The following is a 16,691-nucleotide window of genomic DNA, read 5'->3' as shown; positions in this document are numbered from 1 at the left end:
GAGCAATGCGCTGCGGATTTCACGAAGCGCGTTTGACGCATCGGGCAAACATCGGCATGATCGTCAGCGGCGCAGGCGTTGCCGACGCTCACGTCTCCGTCCGCGCCCCAGCCTCACCCAGCACCCGCTGCGCGATCGCCACCACCTCGCGCGCTGCGATATCGCGCATGCAGCGGTGGTCGTTCATCTTGCAGACCGTGCTCTGGCAGGGCTGGCAGGACAGCTCTTCCTTGTCCTGCACCACGGTCGCCGCAAGGCCGTTGAGCGGGGCCCAGAGATAGGGACTGGTCGGGCCGAAGATGCCCATGGTCGGCGTGCCCAGCGCGGCTGCGATGTGCATCAGGCCGGAATCGTTGGAGATGGCGACGCCGGCCGCGGCCATGGCCAGCACGCCGTTGCGCAGATCGTTGCCGGTGAGGTCACGCACGCCCGGGCCGCCCGCCGCGACGATCTCCTGGGCCAGCCCCTTTTCCGCGGGGCCGCCGACCACCCAGACTTCCAGTCCGCGCTCGACAAGCAGCCGGGCGGCCTCCGGATAGTAGGTCCAGCGCTTTGAGGCGCCGACCGAGCCAGGGGCCAGCGCCACCGCGGCGCCGGCGCCGATCCCGTTGGCCTGCCGCCAGCGGACGATATCGTCGGCCGGGACCCGCAATTGCGGCACCGGCCATTCCGCCGGCAGCGGGGCGCCGTCGGGCTGGGCCAGGGCGGCATTCTTGTCGATGAAGCGCGGCAGCTTCTTCTCGCCCCAGCGCCAGCGGTTGAGCAGGCCGAACCGGAATTCGCCGACAAAGCCGACCCGTTCAGGGATACCGGCCAGGGCGGGCGCGATGGCCGCCTTCCAGGTCCGGGGCAGCACCAGGGCCGTGCCGTAGTTCCGCTCGCGCACGAGCTTCCCCAGGGCGAACTGGCGGGCGACGGCGAGGCGGCCGCGCGGCAGGTCCCAGACGATCCCCTCGCGCACGCCGGGCATGTAATCGACCAGCGGGGCGCACAGGGAGGTGGTCAGAAGATCGACCGGCCGGTTGGGCCAGCGCTCCTTCAGGACCCGGACCACGGTGTGATTCCGCACGAAATCACCGATCCACATGTAGGGAATGATCAGAATCGGGCGGGTGTCGCTCCGGTCTGCATCTCCGCTAAGTGTCGAATCTTGGTTCATTCGTTAATGGGGCCGAGGCGATCTGATTGTGGCGGTTCGGTAGCCGCTCCGGGCCGGCAGGTAAAGCCGGCAGACCCCTCAATCCCAAAACCGCTTACACTTTGGCGGCTCATGCGCTACGGCAGGACCGGGCCGCAAAGATCGGGCAGGGATTTCGGAATGTTGCTGGTGACCGGCGGGGCCGGTTTTATCGGGTCGAATGTCGTGGCCGCGCTCAATGACGCGGGCCGCAGCGACGTCGTGGTCTGCGATTTCCTGGGCAACGAGGGCAAGTGGCGGAACCTCGCCAAGCGCCAGCTTGTGGATATTGTCCCGCCGGCCGAGCTGATGGACTGGCTGAAGGGCCGCAAGCTCGACGCCGTGATCCACCTCGGGGCGATTTCTGCGACCACCGCGACCGACGGCGACCTCGTGTTCGAGACCAATTTCCGCCTGTCGATGCGCCTGCTCGACTGGTGCACGGCGGGCGCGGTGCCGTTCATCTACGCCTCCTCGGCGGCGACCTATGGCGACGGTGAGACGGGATTTGACGACGACGCCTCGCTGCCGGCACTGAAAAAACTGCGGCCGATGAATCTCTACGGCTGGAGCAAGCACATGTTCGATCTCGCGGTCGCCGGGCGCGTAGCGAACGGCGATCCGCTTCCGCAGCAATGGGCGGGTCTGAAATTCTTCAACGTGTTCGGTCCTAACGAATATCACAAGGGCTCGATGATGAGCGTGCTGGCGCGCCGCTTCGACGACGTCAAGGCCGGCCGCGTGGTGCAGCTGTTCAAGTCGCATCGCGAGGGCATCGCCGACGGCGATCAGCGCCGCGATTTCATCTATGTCGACGACGTCGTGCGCGTCGTGATGTGGCTGCTGGCGACGCCGTCGGTGTCCGGCATCTTTAATGTCGGAACCGGCAAGGCGCGCAGCTTCAGGGATCTGATGTTGGCGGCCTATGCGGCGCTCGGCACCAGGCCCAACATCGAATATATCGACATGCCCGAGCAGATCCGCGGGGCTTACCAGTATTTCACCCAGAGCAAGGTCGATCGCCTGCACCGCGCCGGCTATAACGGCGGCTTCACGACGCTCGAGGATGCGGTGAAGGCCTATGTCGGGGATTACCTTGACCGGCCCGACCGCTTCCGCTGAGGCCATTTGAACATGCCGACACCCATTCTCGATTTCGACGCCCTCGCGAAGTCCATCTCAGGCCGCACGGTGCTGTGCATCGGCGACATCATGCTGGACGAGTTCGTCTATGGCGAGGTGTCGCGGATCTCGCCGGAAGCGCCGGCGCCCGTCATCGCGGCCCAGCGCAGCGAGATCCATATCGGCGGCGCCGGCAACGTCGCGCGCAATGTCGCCTCGCTGGGCGCGCGCTGCATCTTCGTCGGCCTCGTCGGCGAGGACGCTGCCGGTGCACGGCTCAAGGCGGCGCTGGACGAGCACGCCGGCATCGAAAGCGTGCTGGTGTGCGATCCCTCGCGCCCTACCACGCGAAAAGTCCGCTTCGTCTCCGAACATTTTTCCACGCACATGCTGCGCGCGGACTGGGAGCAGGCGGCGCCTGCTTCCGATTACATCGAGACGAAGCTGATCGAGGCGATCCTTCCGCAGATCGCGCGCGCCGACATCGTGCTGCTCTCGGACTACGCCAAGGGCGTGCTGACCGCGCGCGTCATCCGCCACACCATCGATGCCGCGCGAAAGCTCGGCAAGCCCGTGATCGTCGATCCCAAGAGCCTGAACTGGGCGATCTATCGCGGCGCCACGCTGCTGACGCCCAATCGCAAGGAGTTCTCTGAAGCGACCCGAAGCCGCGCCGAGACGGTGCAGAGCATCGTCGAGGCCAGCGAGGACGTGATGCGGCTCGCCGATTGTGAGGCGATCCTGGTCACCCAGGGCGAGCACGGCATGACGCTGGTGCCGCGCAATGGCGCGGCGGTTCACGTTCCGGCTTTTCCGGTGAAGGTGCGCGACGTCTCCGGCGCCGGTGACACCGTCGCCGCCGCGCTCGCGGTGTCGCTTGCTACAGGCGCGGACTGGGACACGGCGCTGCGCATGGCCAATGCCGCTGCCGCCGTCGCCGTCGGCAAGCAAGGCACCGCCAGTGTGAGCGCGGCCGAGCTGCGCCGAAAGATCCTGCCGCATGCCACTCTGGCGGCCGAGGAGAAGATCGTGCTCGAGCTGGCCGCACTCGATGCGCAGCTCGCCGAATGGAAAACGCAAGGCCAGCGCGTTGGCTTCACCAATGGCTGCTTCGACATCCTGCATCCCGGCCACGTCAAGGTGCTGACCGCGGCGCGCGCCGCCTGCGACCGCCTGATCGTGGGGCTCAACAGCGACGACTCGGTGCGGCGGCTCAAGGGCGCCGAGCGGCCGGTCCAGGACGAGCGGGCGCGTGCCGAGGTGCTCGCCGCGCTCGAAGCCGTCGATCTCGTCGTCATCTTCGATGAGGACACGCCGATCGACCTGATTACCCGGATCAAGCCTGGCGTGCTGGTGAAGGGCGGCGACTACACCCGCGAGCAGGTGGTCGGCCACGAGGTCGTCGAGGCCGCGGGCGGCACCGTCGTGCTGGTCGACATCCTGCAGGGCTTCAGCACGACGGCGCTGGTCCATCGCGCCCGGGGAGGGGGCAAGTGACGGCACTGGCACGCGAGTCGACCGGCGGGATGTTGCTTCGCCGCCTGCGCAGCCCGGCGGCCTGGCGCGAGACGGTCGATATATTTGCGGTCCTGACCGCGGCCTCGCTGCCGTGGTCGACCTCGCTGGCGGGGATCTTCAACGCGCTGATGCTGCTCTGCATGGTGCCGTTTCTCGACGTCCGCGCGTTCCTGCAATCCTTGAAGCGTCCGATCTGCGCGGCCCCGATCGCGCTGGTCCTGCTCGCGCTGGTGGGGACGCTGTGGTCGGACGCGAGCTGGGGCGCCCGCTTCTATGCGGTCAATCCGACCATCAAGCTGCTGGTGCTGCCGGTCCTGCTCTATCATTTCGAGCGCTCGCCGCGCGGCCGCTGGATCTTCATCGCCTTCCTGGTGTCCTGCGCCCTGCTGTCGGTGATGTCCTGGCTGGTTGCCTTCTACCCGAACCTCGCGCTCAAGACCGATCCGGCCGAGCGCGGCATCTTCGTCAAGAATTACATCGACCAGAGCCAGGAATTCGCGCTTTGCGCGGTCGCGCTCGCCTATCCGATCGTGATGCTGCTGCGTGAGAAGCGATACTGGTTCGCCGGGCTGCTGACGGCCCTGGCATTGAGCTTCTTCGTCAACATGACCTTCGTGGTGGTGTCGCGCACCGCGCTCGTCACCGTTCCGATCATGTTCGGTGTGTTCGCGCTGCTTCATCTCAAATGGCGCAGCATCGGGCTCATCTCCGCCACATTGCTCGTCGCCGCTATTCTCGCCTGGCAGGCCTCGCCATATTTGCGCCATACCGCCGAGAGGTTTTCCGACGACTACACGCGCTATGTGGAAAAGGGCGAGCCGACCTCGCTCGGCCTGCGCCTCGAATTCTGGCGGAAGTCGCTCGGCTTCTTCGCCGAGGCGCCGATCAAGGGACACGGCACCGGCTCGACGCGCGGATTGTTCGAACGCGTCGCGACGCCCGCCGGTCAGTACCAGGCGTCCGCCGAGGTGATCGGCAACCCGCATAACCAGACGCTGAACGTTGCCGTGCAATGGGGCGTGATCGGCATTGCCGTTCTCTACGCGATCTGGATATTGCATCTGCGCTTGTTTCGCGGCGACGGCCTTGCCAACTGGATCGGGCTCCTGGTGGTGGTGCAGAACGTCTTCACCTCGCTGTTCAACTCCCATCTGTTCGACTTCCACGAGGGCTGGATGTACGTCATCGGCGTCGGCGTTGCCGGCGGCATGGTGATCCGGGGGCAACAGGCCGAGGCGAAGACGGGGGAAGCCGGTTCCTGAAAGCCCGCGCGGCTGGCAAGTCCTGTCCAGATGGGCTATCAGCGCGGTCAGGTTGCATCTAACTGGGTTTTCATCGGTCGGCGGATGACGCGTCTTTCGCATCTCACCTTGCGCAATTTCCTGATCGCGCTCCACGACCTGCTGGCGACCGCGGCGGCGCTTTTTGCCGCCTTCTATCTGCGATTCGAGGGTGGCGACGGCTTCTTCGACCGCCTGCCGCTGCTGTTCCAGATCCTGCCCTATTTCCTCGCCTTCAGCGTGGTCGTGTTCTTCATCTTCAACCTGACCACGACGAAATGGCGCTTCATCTCGCTGCCGGACGCGCTGAACATCATTCGCGTCGCGACCGTGCTGACGGTCGCCCTGCTGGTGCTCGACTACATCTTCGTCGCCCCCAACGTCCGCGGTGCCTTCTTCCTCGGCAAGGTGACGATCGTCCTCTACTGGTTCCTCGAGATCTCGTTCCTCAGCGCGCTGCGCATGACCTACCGCTACTTCCGCTATACGCGGGTACGGCGTCACGCCAGGGGCGAGGAGGCCGCGCCGACGCTGCTGATCGGCCGCGCCGCGGATGCGGAGGTGCTCCTGCGCGGCATCGAGAGCGGGGCGATCAAGCGCATCTGGCCGGTCGGCGTGCTGTCGCCGTCGAGCTCGGATCGGGGCCAGTTTATCCGCAACGTGCCGGTGCTGGGCGGCATCGACGACGTCGAGGACATCATCGCCGACTTCACCAAGCGCAACAAGCCGATCGCGCGCCTCGTCATGACGCCGTCGGCATTCGAGCCCGAAGCGCGTCCGGAATCGATCCTGATGCGGGCGCGCAAGCTGGGTCTGATCGTCAACCGGATGCCCTCGCTCGAGAGCGGGGATACGCCGCGGCTCACGGCCGTCGCGGTCGAGGACCTCCTGCTGCGGCCGAGCGAGACGATCGACTATGCGCGCCTGGAAGCGCTGATCAACGGCAAGGCGGTGATCGTCACCGGCGGCGGCGGCTCGATCGGGTCCGAGATCTGCGAGCGTGTCGTCGCCTTCGGCGCCGCGCGGCTCCTGATCGTGGAAAACTCCGAGCCCGCGCTTTATGCCATCACGGAAGCGCTCGCCGCGCGAGGCGCGGCCGCCGAGATCGAAGGGCGCATCGCCGACATCCGCGACCGCGAGCGCATCATGCGCCTGATGGCCGGGTTCAAGCCGGACATCGTGTTCCACGCCGCCGCGCTCAAGCACGTGCCGATCCTCGAACGCGACTGGAGCGAGGGCGTCAAGACCAACATCTTCGGCTCGATCAACGTTGCGGATGCCGCCGTTGCCGCCGGCGCCGAAGCCATGGTGATGATTTCGACCGACAAGGCGATCGAGCCGGTGTCGATGCTCGGCCTGACCAAGCGCTTTGCGGAGATGTACTGCCAGGCGCTGGATCACGATCTCGCAGCCGGGGCGCACGGCGCCAAGCCGCCGATGCGGCTGATCTCGGTCCGGTTCGGCAACGTGCTGGCTTCGAACGGCTCGGTGGTGCCGAAATTCAAGGCCCAGATCGAGGCCGGCGGGCCGGTGACGGTGACGCATCCCGATATGGTCCGTTACTTCATGACCATTCGCGAGGCCTGCGATCTCGTCATCACCGCGGCCACGCATGCGCTCGGAACACACCGTCCCGACGTCTCGGTCTACGTGCTCAACATGGGCCAGCCGGTGAAGATCGTCGATCTCGCCGAGCGCATGATCCGCCTTTCCGGGCTGCAGCCCGGCTACGATATCGAGATCGTGTTCACGGGCATGCGGCCGGGCGAGCGCCTGCACGAGATCCTGTTCGCCACCGAGGAGCCGACCCGCGAGATCGGCGTTGCCGGGATCATGGCCGCGCAGCCGAACGAGCCGCCGATGCAGACGCTGCGCAAATGGATCGCGGCGCTGGAGCAGGCGATCGCGCGCGACGATCGCGCCACCATCAGGACCATCCTGAAGGATGCGGTGCCCGAATTCGGGTCGACCGCGGCCTAACCATGCAGCCTCGAGGCAAGATCGTCGTCGCGAGCCAGCATTATCCGCCGGATACCAGCACGACGGCGGCCATCATGGCCGAGATTGCATGCCGTCTCGCCGCCGAGCACGAGGTGGTCGTGCTCTCGGGCTGGCCGGGCGGGTTGCCGGACTTGCAGAGCGGCCCGGGCAAGCCGCGCGTCGTCGCAATCAAGAACCGCATGGCGGGCAAGGCGGCGCTGGTGCGGCGCGGGGTGTCGGAGCTGCTGTTCGCGGCGCGCACGTTCTTCGCCTTGATGCGGGAGCTCAAGGCAGGCGACGTCGTGCTCACCGTCACCGCCCCGTTCATGCTGCCTTACGCAGTGGCAGCGGCAGCCAGGCTCAAGGGCGCACGCTCCGCGCTGATCATGCACGACCTCTTTCCCGACGTGCTGGTGATGGCGGGCCTGCTGAAGCCGGGCTCGTTCATGACGCGGACGATGCGCGCCGCGAACAGCCTGATGTTCCGCGCGCTCAATGCCGTCATCACCATCGGCCGCGACGCTGAGCGGCCGCTGCTGAGCTATGCCGGAATGACGCGGAACAAGATCCGCTTCATCCCGAACTGGGCGACGCTCGTGCCCGCGCCGCGGCCGGTCGATTCGGACAACCCGTTCCGTAAGGCGCTTTCCGCGCGCTTCATCGTCGGCCTGTCGGGCAATCTCGGTTTCACCCACGATCCGGAGATCGTGTTTGAGGCGGCGCGGCTTCTGAAGGACGAGGCCGACATTCACTTCCTACTGTCCGGCTGGGGCATCGGCTTCGAACGGCTGAAGCAGTTGCAGGCGGCGGCGAACCTGCCCAATGTCTCCTTTGTCGGACGGGTCGAGGATGCCGAGCTCGAGGCGTTGCTGGCATCCGCCGATCTCTGGATCATTCCGTACCGGAAGGACGTTGCGGGGGTGTCGGTGCCGAGCCGGTTCTACAATCTGCTGGCGGTCGGCCGTCCCGTGGTGCTGGTGTCCGAGCCGGAGGCCGAGGCGGCCTTGACGGTGGTGGAGAACGGGCTCGGCTGGGTCGTGACGCCGGGCCGCCCGGACCAGCTCGCCGCGGCGATCTGCGGGGCGTCCCGTTCCAACGACGATGCGATGACGGAGCGCGCGGTGAGGACGGCATTGCGATTCGACCGGACGACGGCGATGAACGCCTATGCCGGTGTGATCGACGAATTGTTGCACACCCCGAACCTTTCGGAGCAACGATGAGCGAGAAGAAACCGGTCGTGCTGGTGACGGGAGCGAGCGGCTTCGTCGGCCGTCATGTCGTGCCGGCGCTCCAGCGCGAGGGATGGTCGGTCCGCCGCGCGGTCCGTCGCGCGGAAGGTGCCGACGACGAGGTGGTGATCGAGACGATCGGTCCGGAGACCGCTTGGCAAGCCGCGCTGGAAGGCGTCGACGCAGTCGTTCATCTCGCCGCGCGCGTGCACCACAAGCACGAGGAGCATGCGGTCCAGCTCTACCGCAACGTCAACATCGCCGGCACGCTGCATCTGGCGCGCTGTGCGGCGACGGCCGGCGTGCGCCAGTTCGTCTTCATCAGCACCGTGCTCGTGCACGGCCGTAGCAACGAGGGCCGCGCCCCGTTCAGCGAGAGCGACATCCTGACGCCGCGCGGCCTCTACGGCATGTCCAAGGCTGCGGCCGAAGCGGGCTTGAGGACGCTGGCGCGCGACAACGACATGAAGATCTCGGTGATCCGGCCGCCGCTGGTCTATGGCGCGGGCGCCAAGGGCAATTTTGCGCTGCTGACGCGCGCGGTTCAGCTCGGGTTGCCGCTGCCCGTTGCCGCGATCCGCAACCAACGCGCCTTCCTTGCCGTGCAGAATCTGTCGTCGTTCATCCTGCGCCGGCTCGGCCATCCCGATCCCGCCAGCAATTTCGAGATATTCCTCGTCGCCGACCGGGAGCAGGTCTCGACGCCCGAATTCATCACCCGTCTGGCCCAAGCGTCCGGCAAGAGCCTGCGGCTATTCGGCGTGCCGCCGGGCCTGCTCAGCACGCTGCTCAATGTCATGGGCCGGCAGGATACGCATGACAGCCTGATCGGCTCGCTCGAGCTCAACATCTCCAAGGCGCTCGCGACCGGCTGGCAGCCGCAGGTGTCCCTCGACGAGGGGTTGCGGCTGGCGCTGTCGGCTCAGGATGCCTGAGGGCGGAAGAAGCGCCGCAGCACGAAGGCGACCGCGACCGCGCCTGCGATCAGGGAGACGATCGTGACCGTCGTCGAGCCGGCGCGAACGCTGACGATGGCAAGCAATGCCAGCACGAGATTGAGCGCGAACACCTCGCCGATCACCTGCTTGACCTTAAAGCCGTTGTCGGTGGCGCGCTGATAGAAGTGCGTGCGGTGTGCCGACCAGAATGGTTCGCGCCTGATGATGCGGCGAAACAGCGTGATGGTGGAATCCGCAAGGTAATAGGCCGGCAGCAGCAGCGCCGCGGCGGGCTGTCCGTGCCAGGCGAGCTCGAGCAGGCACCAGCCGAGCAAGAGGCCGATCGGCAGGCTGCCGACATCGCCCAGGAAGACCTTTGCGGCTGGGCGGTTGAACGGCGCAAAGCCGAGCATGGCCCCGCATAGCGCCGTGGCGAGCAGCGCCGCGGATGGCGAGAGGTCGCCATACCATCCGAGCAATCCGAGCGCGGCCGTGACAGGCACCACCTCCGCCACGGTCATCAGGTCGAGCCCGTCCATGAAATTGACGAGGTTCACGAACCAGATGCCGGCGAGCAGGATGAGGCCGCGCTCCAGCGCCAGCGGCAGCGCCGGCACGATGCGTGCGGTCTCCGGTGTCGTGAAAACAACGGCGGCCACGGCTCCCGCCTGCAGCACGAGGCGGAGCAGCACGGGCAGGGGCCGGATGTCGTCGACAAGTCCGACCATCGCGATCACGACGGCGGAGCCGATCAGAGGCAAGGGAACCGCGCCGTACGTCCAGGCCGCCCAGGACGCAGCCACCAGCAGCGTGGCCGCGACAACCGCGATGCCCGCACCCTGCGGGGTTGGTATCTTGTGCGACGAGCGTGCGTTCGGACGCGCCAGTGCATAACGCTGCAGCAGCGGCATGCTGCACCAGGTGATGCAGGCGGAGATCAGTGCAGCCAGCACGGCCGGCGCGAGCGCGAACAGCACCAGCCCGGCCGCAAGGTCCGGACCCGCGACGAGGGTCGTCACTCCGGCACTCCGATCGGCGCCGACCCCTGCGCGGCTTTCTCCGCGCTGAGGATCCAGACCAGGCCGCCGAACGCGCCCACGATGAAGGACACGGCGCCGAACAGCAGCGAGACGTTGACGCCCTCGTTGGCGGCCAGGCCGGCGAAGCCGAACGCCAGGCTCATCGTGGCTTCACGCACGCCCCAACCGGCAATCGAGATCGGCATCATCGTGATCAGCATTACGGGCGGCACCAGCAGGAAGACGTCGCTGAAGCGAACCGGGGCCGCAATCGACTGCACGACGCACCAGGCGATGACGACGGCGAGCACGTGAACGAGCACCGACAGGATTGCGATGATCGGTCCGCGGCTGCGGCTGAAGATCACGCGGTTCGCGATCACGGCACAGGCGTGAATGTGATGCGTGGCCCACCAGGTCTTCAGCCAGCGCCATTTCAGCGCGCCGAAAACCAGGAAGCCGAGGCCGCCGGCGAGCGCCAGGAAATCGATGAGCAGCAGCGCCGAGCGCCCGTGCGGATCGGTGATGAGGGTGTAGCTCCAGGGCAGGCTCGCGACGATGAGAATCGCGAGCGCGATCAAGCCGATCGCGCGGTCGACGAAGATCGAGTAGGTCGCCGCACGCCAGCCGGCGCCGGCGCGCGCGACCAGCCAGAGCCGGACCGCGTCGCCGCCGATCGCCGACGGCAGGGTCTGGTTGAAGAAGGAGCCGATTACGTTGTAGCGCATGGCGCGGCCGAGCTCGAGCGGCGCGCCGCAGACGGCGCTGATCTCGCGCCAGCGCAGCACGCCGACGAAGATCTGCAGGAAGGTGACCGCGATCGCGGCGCCGATCCAGAACAGGCTGGTCACGGTGAAGCGCGAAAACAGTTCGGACAGATCGACCTTGCGCAGCGCCAGATAGAGCAGCGCCGCGGAAATCAGGATTTTGGCCGTCGACAGCAGGATTCGGCGCATCTCGCCCGCATGAACAGGGTTTGCGAAGATTTGAGGCAACCCGACGCGAGCGCCGAATTCGGCCGCTTTGGTATGGTTTTGGCGCCGATCTTGCAATAGCTCTCGTGGGCTCTCATGAGCCCTCGTGGAGGGGCATTATGGAGCGCATGAGCCGCGGCGGGCCTATTGCGATCACCTTGAGGTGACGGCTAAACAGGATCGGGCTAGGGATCCCCAGGGAACAGGATGACGGATCAGGCGATTTTGGTCACCGGGGCCGCCGGCTTCATCGGCTTTCACGTCGCCCGGCAGCTCCTGGGCGAAGGCCGCACCGTCGTCGGGCTCGACAATCTCAACAGCTATTACGATCCAGCATTGAAGCGGGCGCGCCTGGCGCTGTTGCAGAGTGACGCCCGCTTCTCCTTCGTCGAGGCCGATCTTGCCGACCGCGAGGCGATGGCGGCGCTGTTTGCGCAACATCGTTTTACGGAGGTCGTGCATCTCGCGGCGCAGGCCGGCGTGCGCTACTCGATCGAGCAGCCGCACGCCTACGCCGATTCCAATCTGGTGGGCTTTCTCAACGTGCTCGAAGGCTGCCGCAACAGCGGCTGTCGTCATCTCGTTTACGCCTCGTCATCCTCCGTTTATGGCGCCAACACAAAATTGCCATTTGCGGTTGCGGACCGGACCGACCATCCCGTGAGCTTCTACGCCGCGACCAAGAAGGCGAACGAGGTGATGGCGCAGTCCTACAGCCATCTCTATCGCCTGCCGGTCACGGGCCTGCGCTTCTTTACCATTTACGGGCCATGGGGACGGCCCGACATGGCCATGTTCCTGTTCGTAAACGCCATCATGGCGGGCAAGCCGATCCGGCTGTTTAACCATGGCCGAATGCGTCGCGACTTCACCTATGTTGATGATGTCACACGTGTAGTATCCAAGCTGATCGATCTTGTGCCTGCGGACGATCCGGCTGCCGCAAATGCGCCGTTTAAGCTCTACAATGTTGGCAATCACCATCCGGAGGAACTGATGCACGTCGTCGGGCTTCTGGAGCGGGAGCTGGGCCGGACGGCGATCAAAGAATTGCTGCCGATGCAGCCGGGAGATGTGCTGGAAACGTTCGCGGATGTCGAGGACCTGATGCGCGACACCGGCTTTGCACCGTCAACGCCGATCGAGCATGGGGTCCATAATTTTGTCACCTGGTATCGGGACTACTTCAAGGTTTGAGATGACGATGGACAAACGCATTATCCCCCTGATCATGTGCGGCGGCGCCGGCACGCGGCTGTGGCCGGCTTCGCGCGAGGTGCGGCCAAAACAGTTCCTGCCGCTGTTCGGCACCCGCTCGACCTTCCAGGACACGCTGCAGCGCGTTTCCGATCCCTCCCTGTTCGACCGGCCGATCGTCATCACCAACGCGTCCTATCGCTTCATGGTGCTGGAGCAGCTCGCCGAGATCGGCATCGAGGCCGACGTGATCCTCGAGCCGATGCGTCGCGATTCCGGTCCCGCGATCGCGGCCGGCGCCGTGTTCGCGCAGAACCGCGCCAGTGAAGCCATCGTGCTTGCGCTCGCCGCCGACCACGTCGTGCAGGACAATGCCGCTTTCGTTGCCGCCTGCCGCGAGGGCCGTAACGCCGCGAGCACCGGGCGCATCGTCACCTTCGGCGTCAAGCCGGAGCGGCCGGCGACCGAATACGGCTATATCAACCCGGGCGAGGTGATCTCCGGCGAGGTGCATGCGGTCGCGCGCTTCGTGGAGAAGCCGGACGCGGTGAAGGCCTCCGACTACGTCAATTCGGGCTATCTCTGGAACAGCGGCAATTTCATGTTCCCGGCGAGCGTGCTGCTCGACGAATATCGCAGGGTCGATGCAGGAAGCGTCGAGGCCGTCAGCAACGCGGTCAACAATGCCGGCCGCGATCTCGGCTTCGTCACGCTGGAGCCCGAGGCGTTCGGCGCGGCCAAGGCGATCTCGATCGACTATGCCGTGATGGAGAAGACTTCGCGCGCCGCGGTGGTGCCGGTGTCCTGCGGCTGGTCCGATGTCGGCTCCTGGCACGCGGTGTGGGAGCTCTCCGACAAGGACGCGCAAGGCAATGCGTCGCACGGCGCCGCCGTGTTCGAGGATTCCCGCAACTGCAACGTCACGACCGATTCCGCGCTGGTCGCGCTCGAAGGCGTCGACGATCTCGTCGTGGTCGCGACCGCGGATGCGGTGCTGGTCTCGCGCCAGAAGGATGCCAACGGCCTGAAGCGTCTCGTCACGAAGCTGAAGGCGGTCGCGCCGAAGGTCACCGAAGAGCATCTCAAGGTGCACCGGCCCTGGGGCAGCTATCAGTCCGTCGACAATGGCGAGCGCCACCAGGTCAAGCGCATCGTGGTGAAGCCGGGCGGGCGGCTGTCGCTGCAGAAGCACCATCATCGTGCCGAGCACTGGATCGTGGTCCGCGGCGCCGCCCGCGTCACCGTCAACGAGGCCGTGAAGACGGTGCACGAGAACGAGTCGATCTACATCCCGATGGGCGCCGTCCACCGGATGGAGAACCCCGGTAAAATCATGCTGGAACTGATCGAGGTCCAGACTGGAAGCTATCTCGGGGAAGACGACATCATCCGGATTGAAGACGACTATCAAAGGTCGTAACCAGCAAACTCCGAATCACGCGACCCGGGCCAAAGAAGCCATACTTTTCGGCTTAAGGCCCGGGGAACGTGTAACTTTTTGAATCAAATCGTGTCCGGGCCGCTAGGGCGGCATTCGCCACAAATGTGGCGTCCGTGCTAGAAGCGCGGCGGGGATTTGCGTTGAATCGGGGTTTGCTCAGATGAGTTCCAAAGGGTCTGCACCGGCAAAGGCCGGCTTGCGCGTTGGCGTCATTGGCGCTGGCGTGATGGGGAGCAACCACGCGCGCGTGCTTGCGGGTCTTCCCGGCGTCAGCCTCGTCGGCGTCGTCGATCCTTCGCCGGCACATCGCACACGCGCGACGGAACTTGCCAATTGCGCAAGCTTCGAGACGCTCGACCAGCTCTTCGCCGAGGGCATCGACGCCGTCACCATCGCAGCTCCCACCCATCTGCATCACGAGGTCGCGCTCGCCTGCATCGCCAAGAACATTCATGTTCTGGTCGAGAAGCCGATCGCATCCACGGTGGAGGAGGGCCGCGAGATCGTCGCTGCCGCGCAAAAGGCCGGCGTCACGCTGATGGTCGGCCATGTCGAGCGCTTCAATCCGGCGGTTGCCGCCGTCAAGCAGGCGATCGCTGGCGAAGACATTCTTTCCATCGCGATCACGCGCGTCGGCCCGTTCCCGCCGCGCATGTCCAATGTCGGCGTCGTCATCGACCTCGCCGTGCACGACATCGATCTGATCCGCTGGTTCACCGAATCCGACATCGTCGAGGTGCAGCCGCAATTGTCGAGCGCGGTCGCTGAGCGCGAGGACATCGCGCTGCTGCAGTTCCGCACCGAGAGCGGCGTGCTCGCGCACATCAACACCAACTGGCTGACGCCGTTCAAGGCGCGCAGCGTCACGGTCGCGACCCGCGGCAAATATGTGATGGGCGATCTGCTCACGCGCCAGGTCACCGAGTGCTTCGGCTTCAAGCCCGACGGCAGCTATTCGATGCGGCATCTGCCGGTCGGACATGACGAGCCGCTCCGCGCCGAGCTGATCGCGTTCCTCAAGGCGGTGCGCAACGGCGAGACGCCGGCGGTCACCGGCGACGAAGGCGTCGCCAGCCTCGAGATCGCCACGCAATGCCTGGAGACGCCGTCACGGCCCGCGGCCAAATCGCCCGCCCTCAAGGGCCCGCGCCGCGTCGCCGGCTGAACCCTTCATCCATGTCGACCATTCAAGAAGGCGCCAAGAGCCAGGTCATGAACCAGCATCTGCGTTCCGAACCCATTCCCTTCATCGACGTCGCCTCGCAGCGCCGCCGGCTCGGCGCCTCGCTCGATGCCGCGGTCAAGCGCGTTCTCGACCACTGCCAGTTCGTCAATGGCCCTGAAGTCACCGAGCTCGAGAAGCAGCTCGCGGCCTATAGCAGTGCCAAGCACGTCATCGGCTGCGCCAGCGGCACCGACGCGCTTCTCATGGTGCTGATGGCGAAGAACGTCGGTCCCGGCGATGCCGTGCTGTGTCCGTCCTTCACCTTCATCGCGACCGCGTCGCCGGCGGCACGGATGGGCGCGACCCCTGTCTACGTCGATGTCGACGAGACGACCTTCAACATGAGCCCGGAGTCCCTGAAGCGCGGCGTCGCGACCGCCCGCAAGGCCGGCCTGAAGCCGGTTGCGGTCATTCCGGTCGATCTGTTCGGCCAGCCCGCCGACCACGATGCCATCGCCGAGATCGCCAGGGCCGAAGGCCTGTTCGTGATCGACGACGCCGCGCAAGGTTTTGGCGCGAGCTACAAGGGCCGCAAGCTCGGCACCTTCGGGCTCGCCACCACGACCAGCTTCTTCCCCGCAAAGCCGCTCGGCTGCTTCGGCGACGGCGGCGCGATCTTCACCGATGACGACGAGCTCGCGGCCACCTTGCGCAGCATCCGCGTTCACGGGCAGGGCGTCGACAAATACGACAACGTCCGCCTCGGCCTCACCGGTCGGCTCGACACCATGCAGGCCGCGATCCTGATCGAGAAGCTGAAGATCTTCGACGACGAGATCGCAGCCCGCAACAAGGTCGCGGAGCGCTACGCGCGCGGCCTGTCCAACGTGGTCACCGTGCCGCGCCTCAGCCCCGGCAATACCTCGGTCTGGGCGCAGTACACCATCCGCCTCCCCGAGGGCACCGACCGCGACGGCTTCGCTGCCGCGCTGAAAGCCCAGGGCGTGCCGACCGCGATCTATTACGGCAAGTCGATGCATCAGCAGACCGCCTACAAGCAATATCCGGTGGCCGAGGGCGGCCTGCCCGGTTGCGAAAGCCTGTCGCAGGATGTCATCAGCCTGCCGATGCACGCCTATCTGACCGAAGCCGACCAGGAGCGAATCATCGCCGCCGTCCGCGGCGCGATTGCGGGGTGATTATGCTTCTTCCCTCTCCCCCTGTGGGAGAGGGTGGCTCGCCGCGTCCAGCGGCGAGACGGGTGAGGGGTCTCTCTCCGCGCTTTCGATGTGGAGAGAGACCCCTCACCCGATTGAGTTTGTATCTTCCTGCGGCGCTGCCCTCTCCCACAAGGGGCCTGTTGCGTAATCCGCCAGTTGTGATTCCCTAGGTCAAAGCCTTGGAGGTATCGATGGCGGTGAAGCGGACAGGACAGCCGAGCTTTGTGAAAGCGCTGATGCCGAAGGGCGCCGGCGCCAATGCGGCGCTGGATCGGTTGGCTGGCCTGGTCAAGTGGTACCCGTTCGAGAAGCTGATCGGCCATTTGCGGGATGAAGGGAGCCCCGGTCGTCCAGGCTATCCGGTGCTTGTGCTGTTTCGCGCGGTGCTGCTGCAGTCGCTCTACGGTCTTTCGGAGCGCGAACTGGAG

The 16,691-nt window shown here is 65.9% G+C and carries 14 protein-coding genes; 11 read left to right on the top strand and 3 right to left on the bottom strand.

The genetic code is table 11. The annotated features are described in order from the left end of the window. Window positions 1-88 precede the first annotated feature (88 nt). The gene (gene waaF, locus CV770_RS32475) at window positions 89-1,159 is read right to left on the bottom strand and encodes a lipopolysaccharide heptosyltransferase II (protein WP_104465251.1); all 1,071 of its coding nucleotides are present in this window, start codon (window positions 1,157-1,159) and stop codon (window positions 89-91) included. Window positions 1,160-1,318: 159 nt separating this feature from the next. Here waaF and rfaD point away from each other — a divergent pair, with 159 nt between their 5' ends. From rfaD to CV770_RS32445, 6 genes are all read left to right on the top strand, one after another. After that, window positions 1,319-2,299, top strand: a complete 981-nt coding sequence (gene rfaD, locus CV770_RS32470) for an ADP-glyceromanno-heptose 6-epimerase (protein ID WP_104465250.1) — start codon at window positions 1,319-1,321, stop codon at window positions 2,297-2,299. 12 nt (window positions 2,300-2,311) lie between these two features. Further along, window positions 2,312-3,796 (top strand): D-glycero-beta-D-manno-heptose-7-phosphate kinase, encoded by a 1,485-nt coding sequence (gene rfaE1, locus CV770_RS32465; protein WP_104465249.1) that lies wholly within the window; start codon window positions 2,312-2,314, stop codon window positions 3,794-3,796. After that, on the top strand, window positions 3,793-5,079 hold the full coding sequence (locus tag CV770_RS32460) for an O-antigen ligase family protein (RefSeq protein WP_104465248.1): 1,287 nt from the start codon (window positions 3,793-3,795) through the stop codon (window positions 5,077-5,079). Before rfaE1 ends, CV770_RS32460 begins: the two co-directional genes overlap by 4 nt. Window positions 5,080-5,163: 84 nt before the next feature. Then, the gene (locus CV770_RS32455; RefSeq protein WP_201760144.1) at window positions 5,164-7,077 is read left to right on the top strand and encodes an SDR family NAD(P)-dependent oxidoreductase; all 1,914 of its coding nucleotides are present in this window, start codon (window positions 5,164-5,166) and stop codon (window positions 7,075-7,077) included. 2 nt (window positions 7,078-7,079) lie between these two features. Next, window positions 7,080-8,300, top strand: a complete 1,221-nt coding sequence (locus CV770_RS32450; protein WP_201760143.1) for a glycosyltransferase family 4 protein — start codon at window positions 7,080-7,082, stop codon at window positions 8,298-8,300. Further along, window positions 8,297-9,244: an NAD-dependent epimerase/dehydratase family protein gene (locus CV770_RS32445; protein ID WP_104465245.1), complete on the top strand. Its 948-nt coding sequence runs from the start codon at window positions 8,297-8,299 to the stop codon at window positions 9,242-9,244. Before CV770_RS32450 ends, CV770_RS32445 begins: the two co-directional genes overlap by 4 nt. Here the strand turns inward: CV770_RS32445 and CV770_RS32440 are convergent. Both CV770_RS32440 and CV770_RS32435 read right to left on the bottom strand, forming a co-directional pair. Continuing rightward, window positions 9,232-10,266: an MraY family glycosyltransferase gene (locus CV770_RS32440; RefSeq protein WP_502693630.1), complete on the bottom strand. Its 1,035-nt coding sequence runs from the start codon at window positions 10,264-10,266 to the stop codon at window positions 9,232-9,234. The genes CV770_RS32445 and CV770_RS32440 overlap by 13 nt on opposite strands. Then, the gene (locus tag CV770_RS32435) at window positions 10,263-11,222 is read right to left on the bottom strand and encodes a lysylphosphatidylglycerol synthase transmembrane domain-containing protein (RefSeq protein WP_104465244.1); all 960 of its coding nucleotides are present in this window, start codon (window positions 11,220-11,222) and stop codon (window positions 10,263-10,265) included. Before CV770_RS32435 ends, CV770_RS32440 begins: the two co-directional genes overlap by 4 nt. Before the next feature lie 225 nt (window positions 11,223-11,447). Here CV770_RS32435 and CV770_RS32430 point away from each other — a divergent pair, with 225 nt between their 5' ends. The 5 genes from CV770_RS32430 to CV770_RS32410 form a co-directional block, all read left to right on the top strand. Further along, window positions 11,448-12,437, top strand: coding sequence for an NAD-dependent epimerase (locus CV770_RS32430; RefSeq protein WP_104465243.1), 990 nt, complete (start codon window positions 11,448-11,450; stop codon window positions 12,435-12,437). Window positions 12,438-12,444: 7 nt separating this feature from the next. Continuing rightward, entirely contained in the window at window positions 12,445-13,857 is a 1,413-nt protein-coding gene (locus tag CV770_RS32425; protein ID WP_201760142.1) for a mannose-1-phosphate guanylyltransferase/mannose-6-phosphate isomerase, read from the top strand. 181 nt (window positions 13,858-14,038) lie between these two features. Continuing rightward, window positions 14,039-15,043 (top strand): Gfo/Idh/MocA family protein, encoded by a 1,005-nt coding sequence (locus tag CV770_RS32420; RefSeq protein WP_038949052.1) that lies wholly within the window; start codon window positions 14,039-14,041, stop codon window positions 15,041-15,043. An 11-nt stretch (window positions 15,044-15,054) separates the two neighbouring features. After that, a complete protein-coding gene (locus CV770_RS32415) occupies window positions 15,055-16,242 on the top strand; it encodes a DegT/DnrJ/EryC1/StrS family aminotransferase (protein WP_283811423.1) in 1,188 nt (395 codons plus the stop codon). A gap of 212 nt (window positions 16,243-16,454) precedes the next feature. Next, on the top strand, window positions 16,455-16,691 hold a 237-nt coding region (locus CV770_RS32410), incomplete at its 3' end, for a transposase (RefSeq protein ID WP_146101390.1).

This window comes from Bradyrhizobium sp. AC87j1, assembly GCF_002936975.1.
GTDB lineage: Bacteria > Pseudomonadota > Alphaproteobacteria > Rhizobiales > Xanthobacteraceae > Bradyrhizobium > Bradyrhizobium shewense.
The sequence above is the reverse complement of the archived record's forward strand: the minus strand, read 5'-3'. Positions and strand labels throughout refer to the sequence as shown.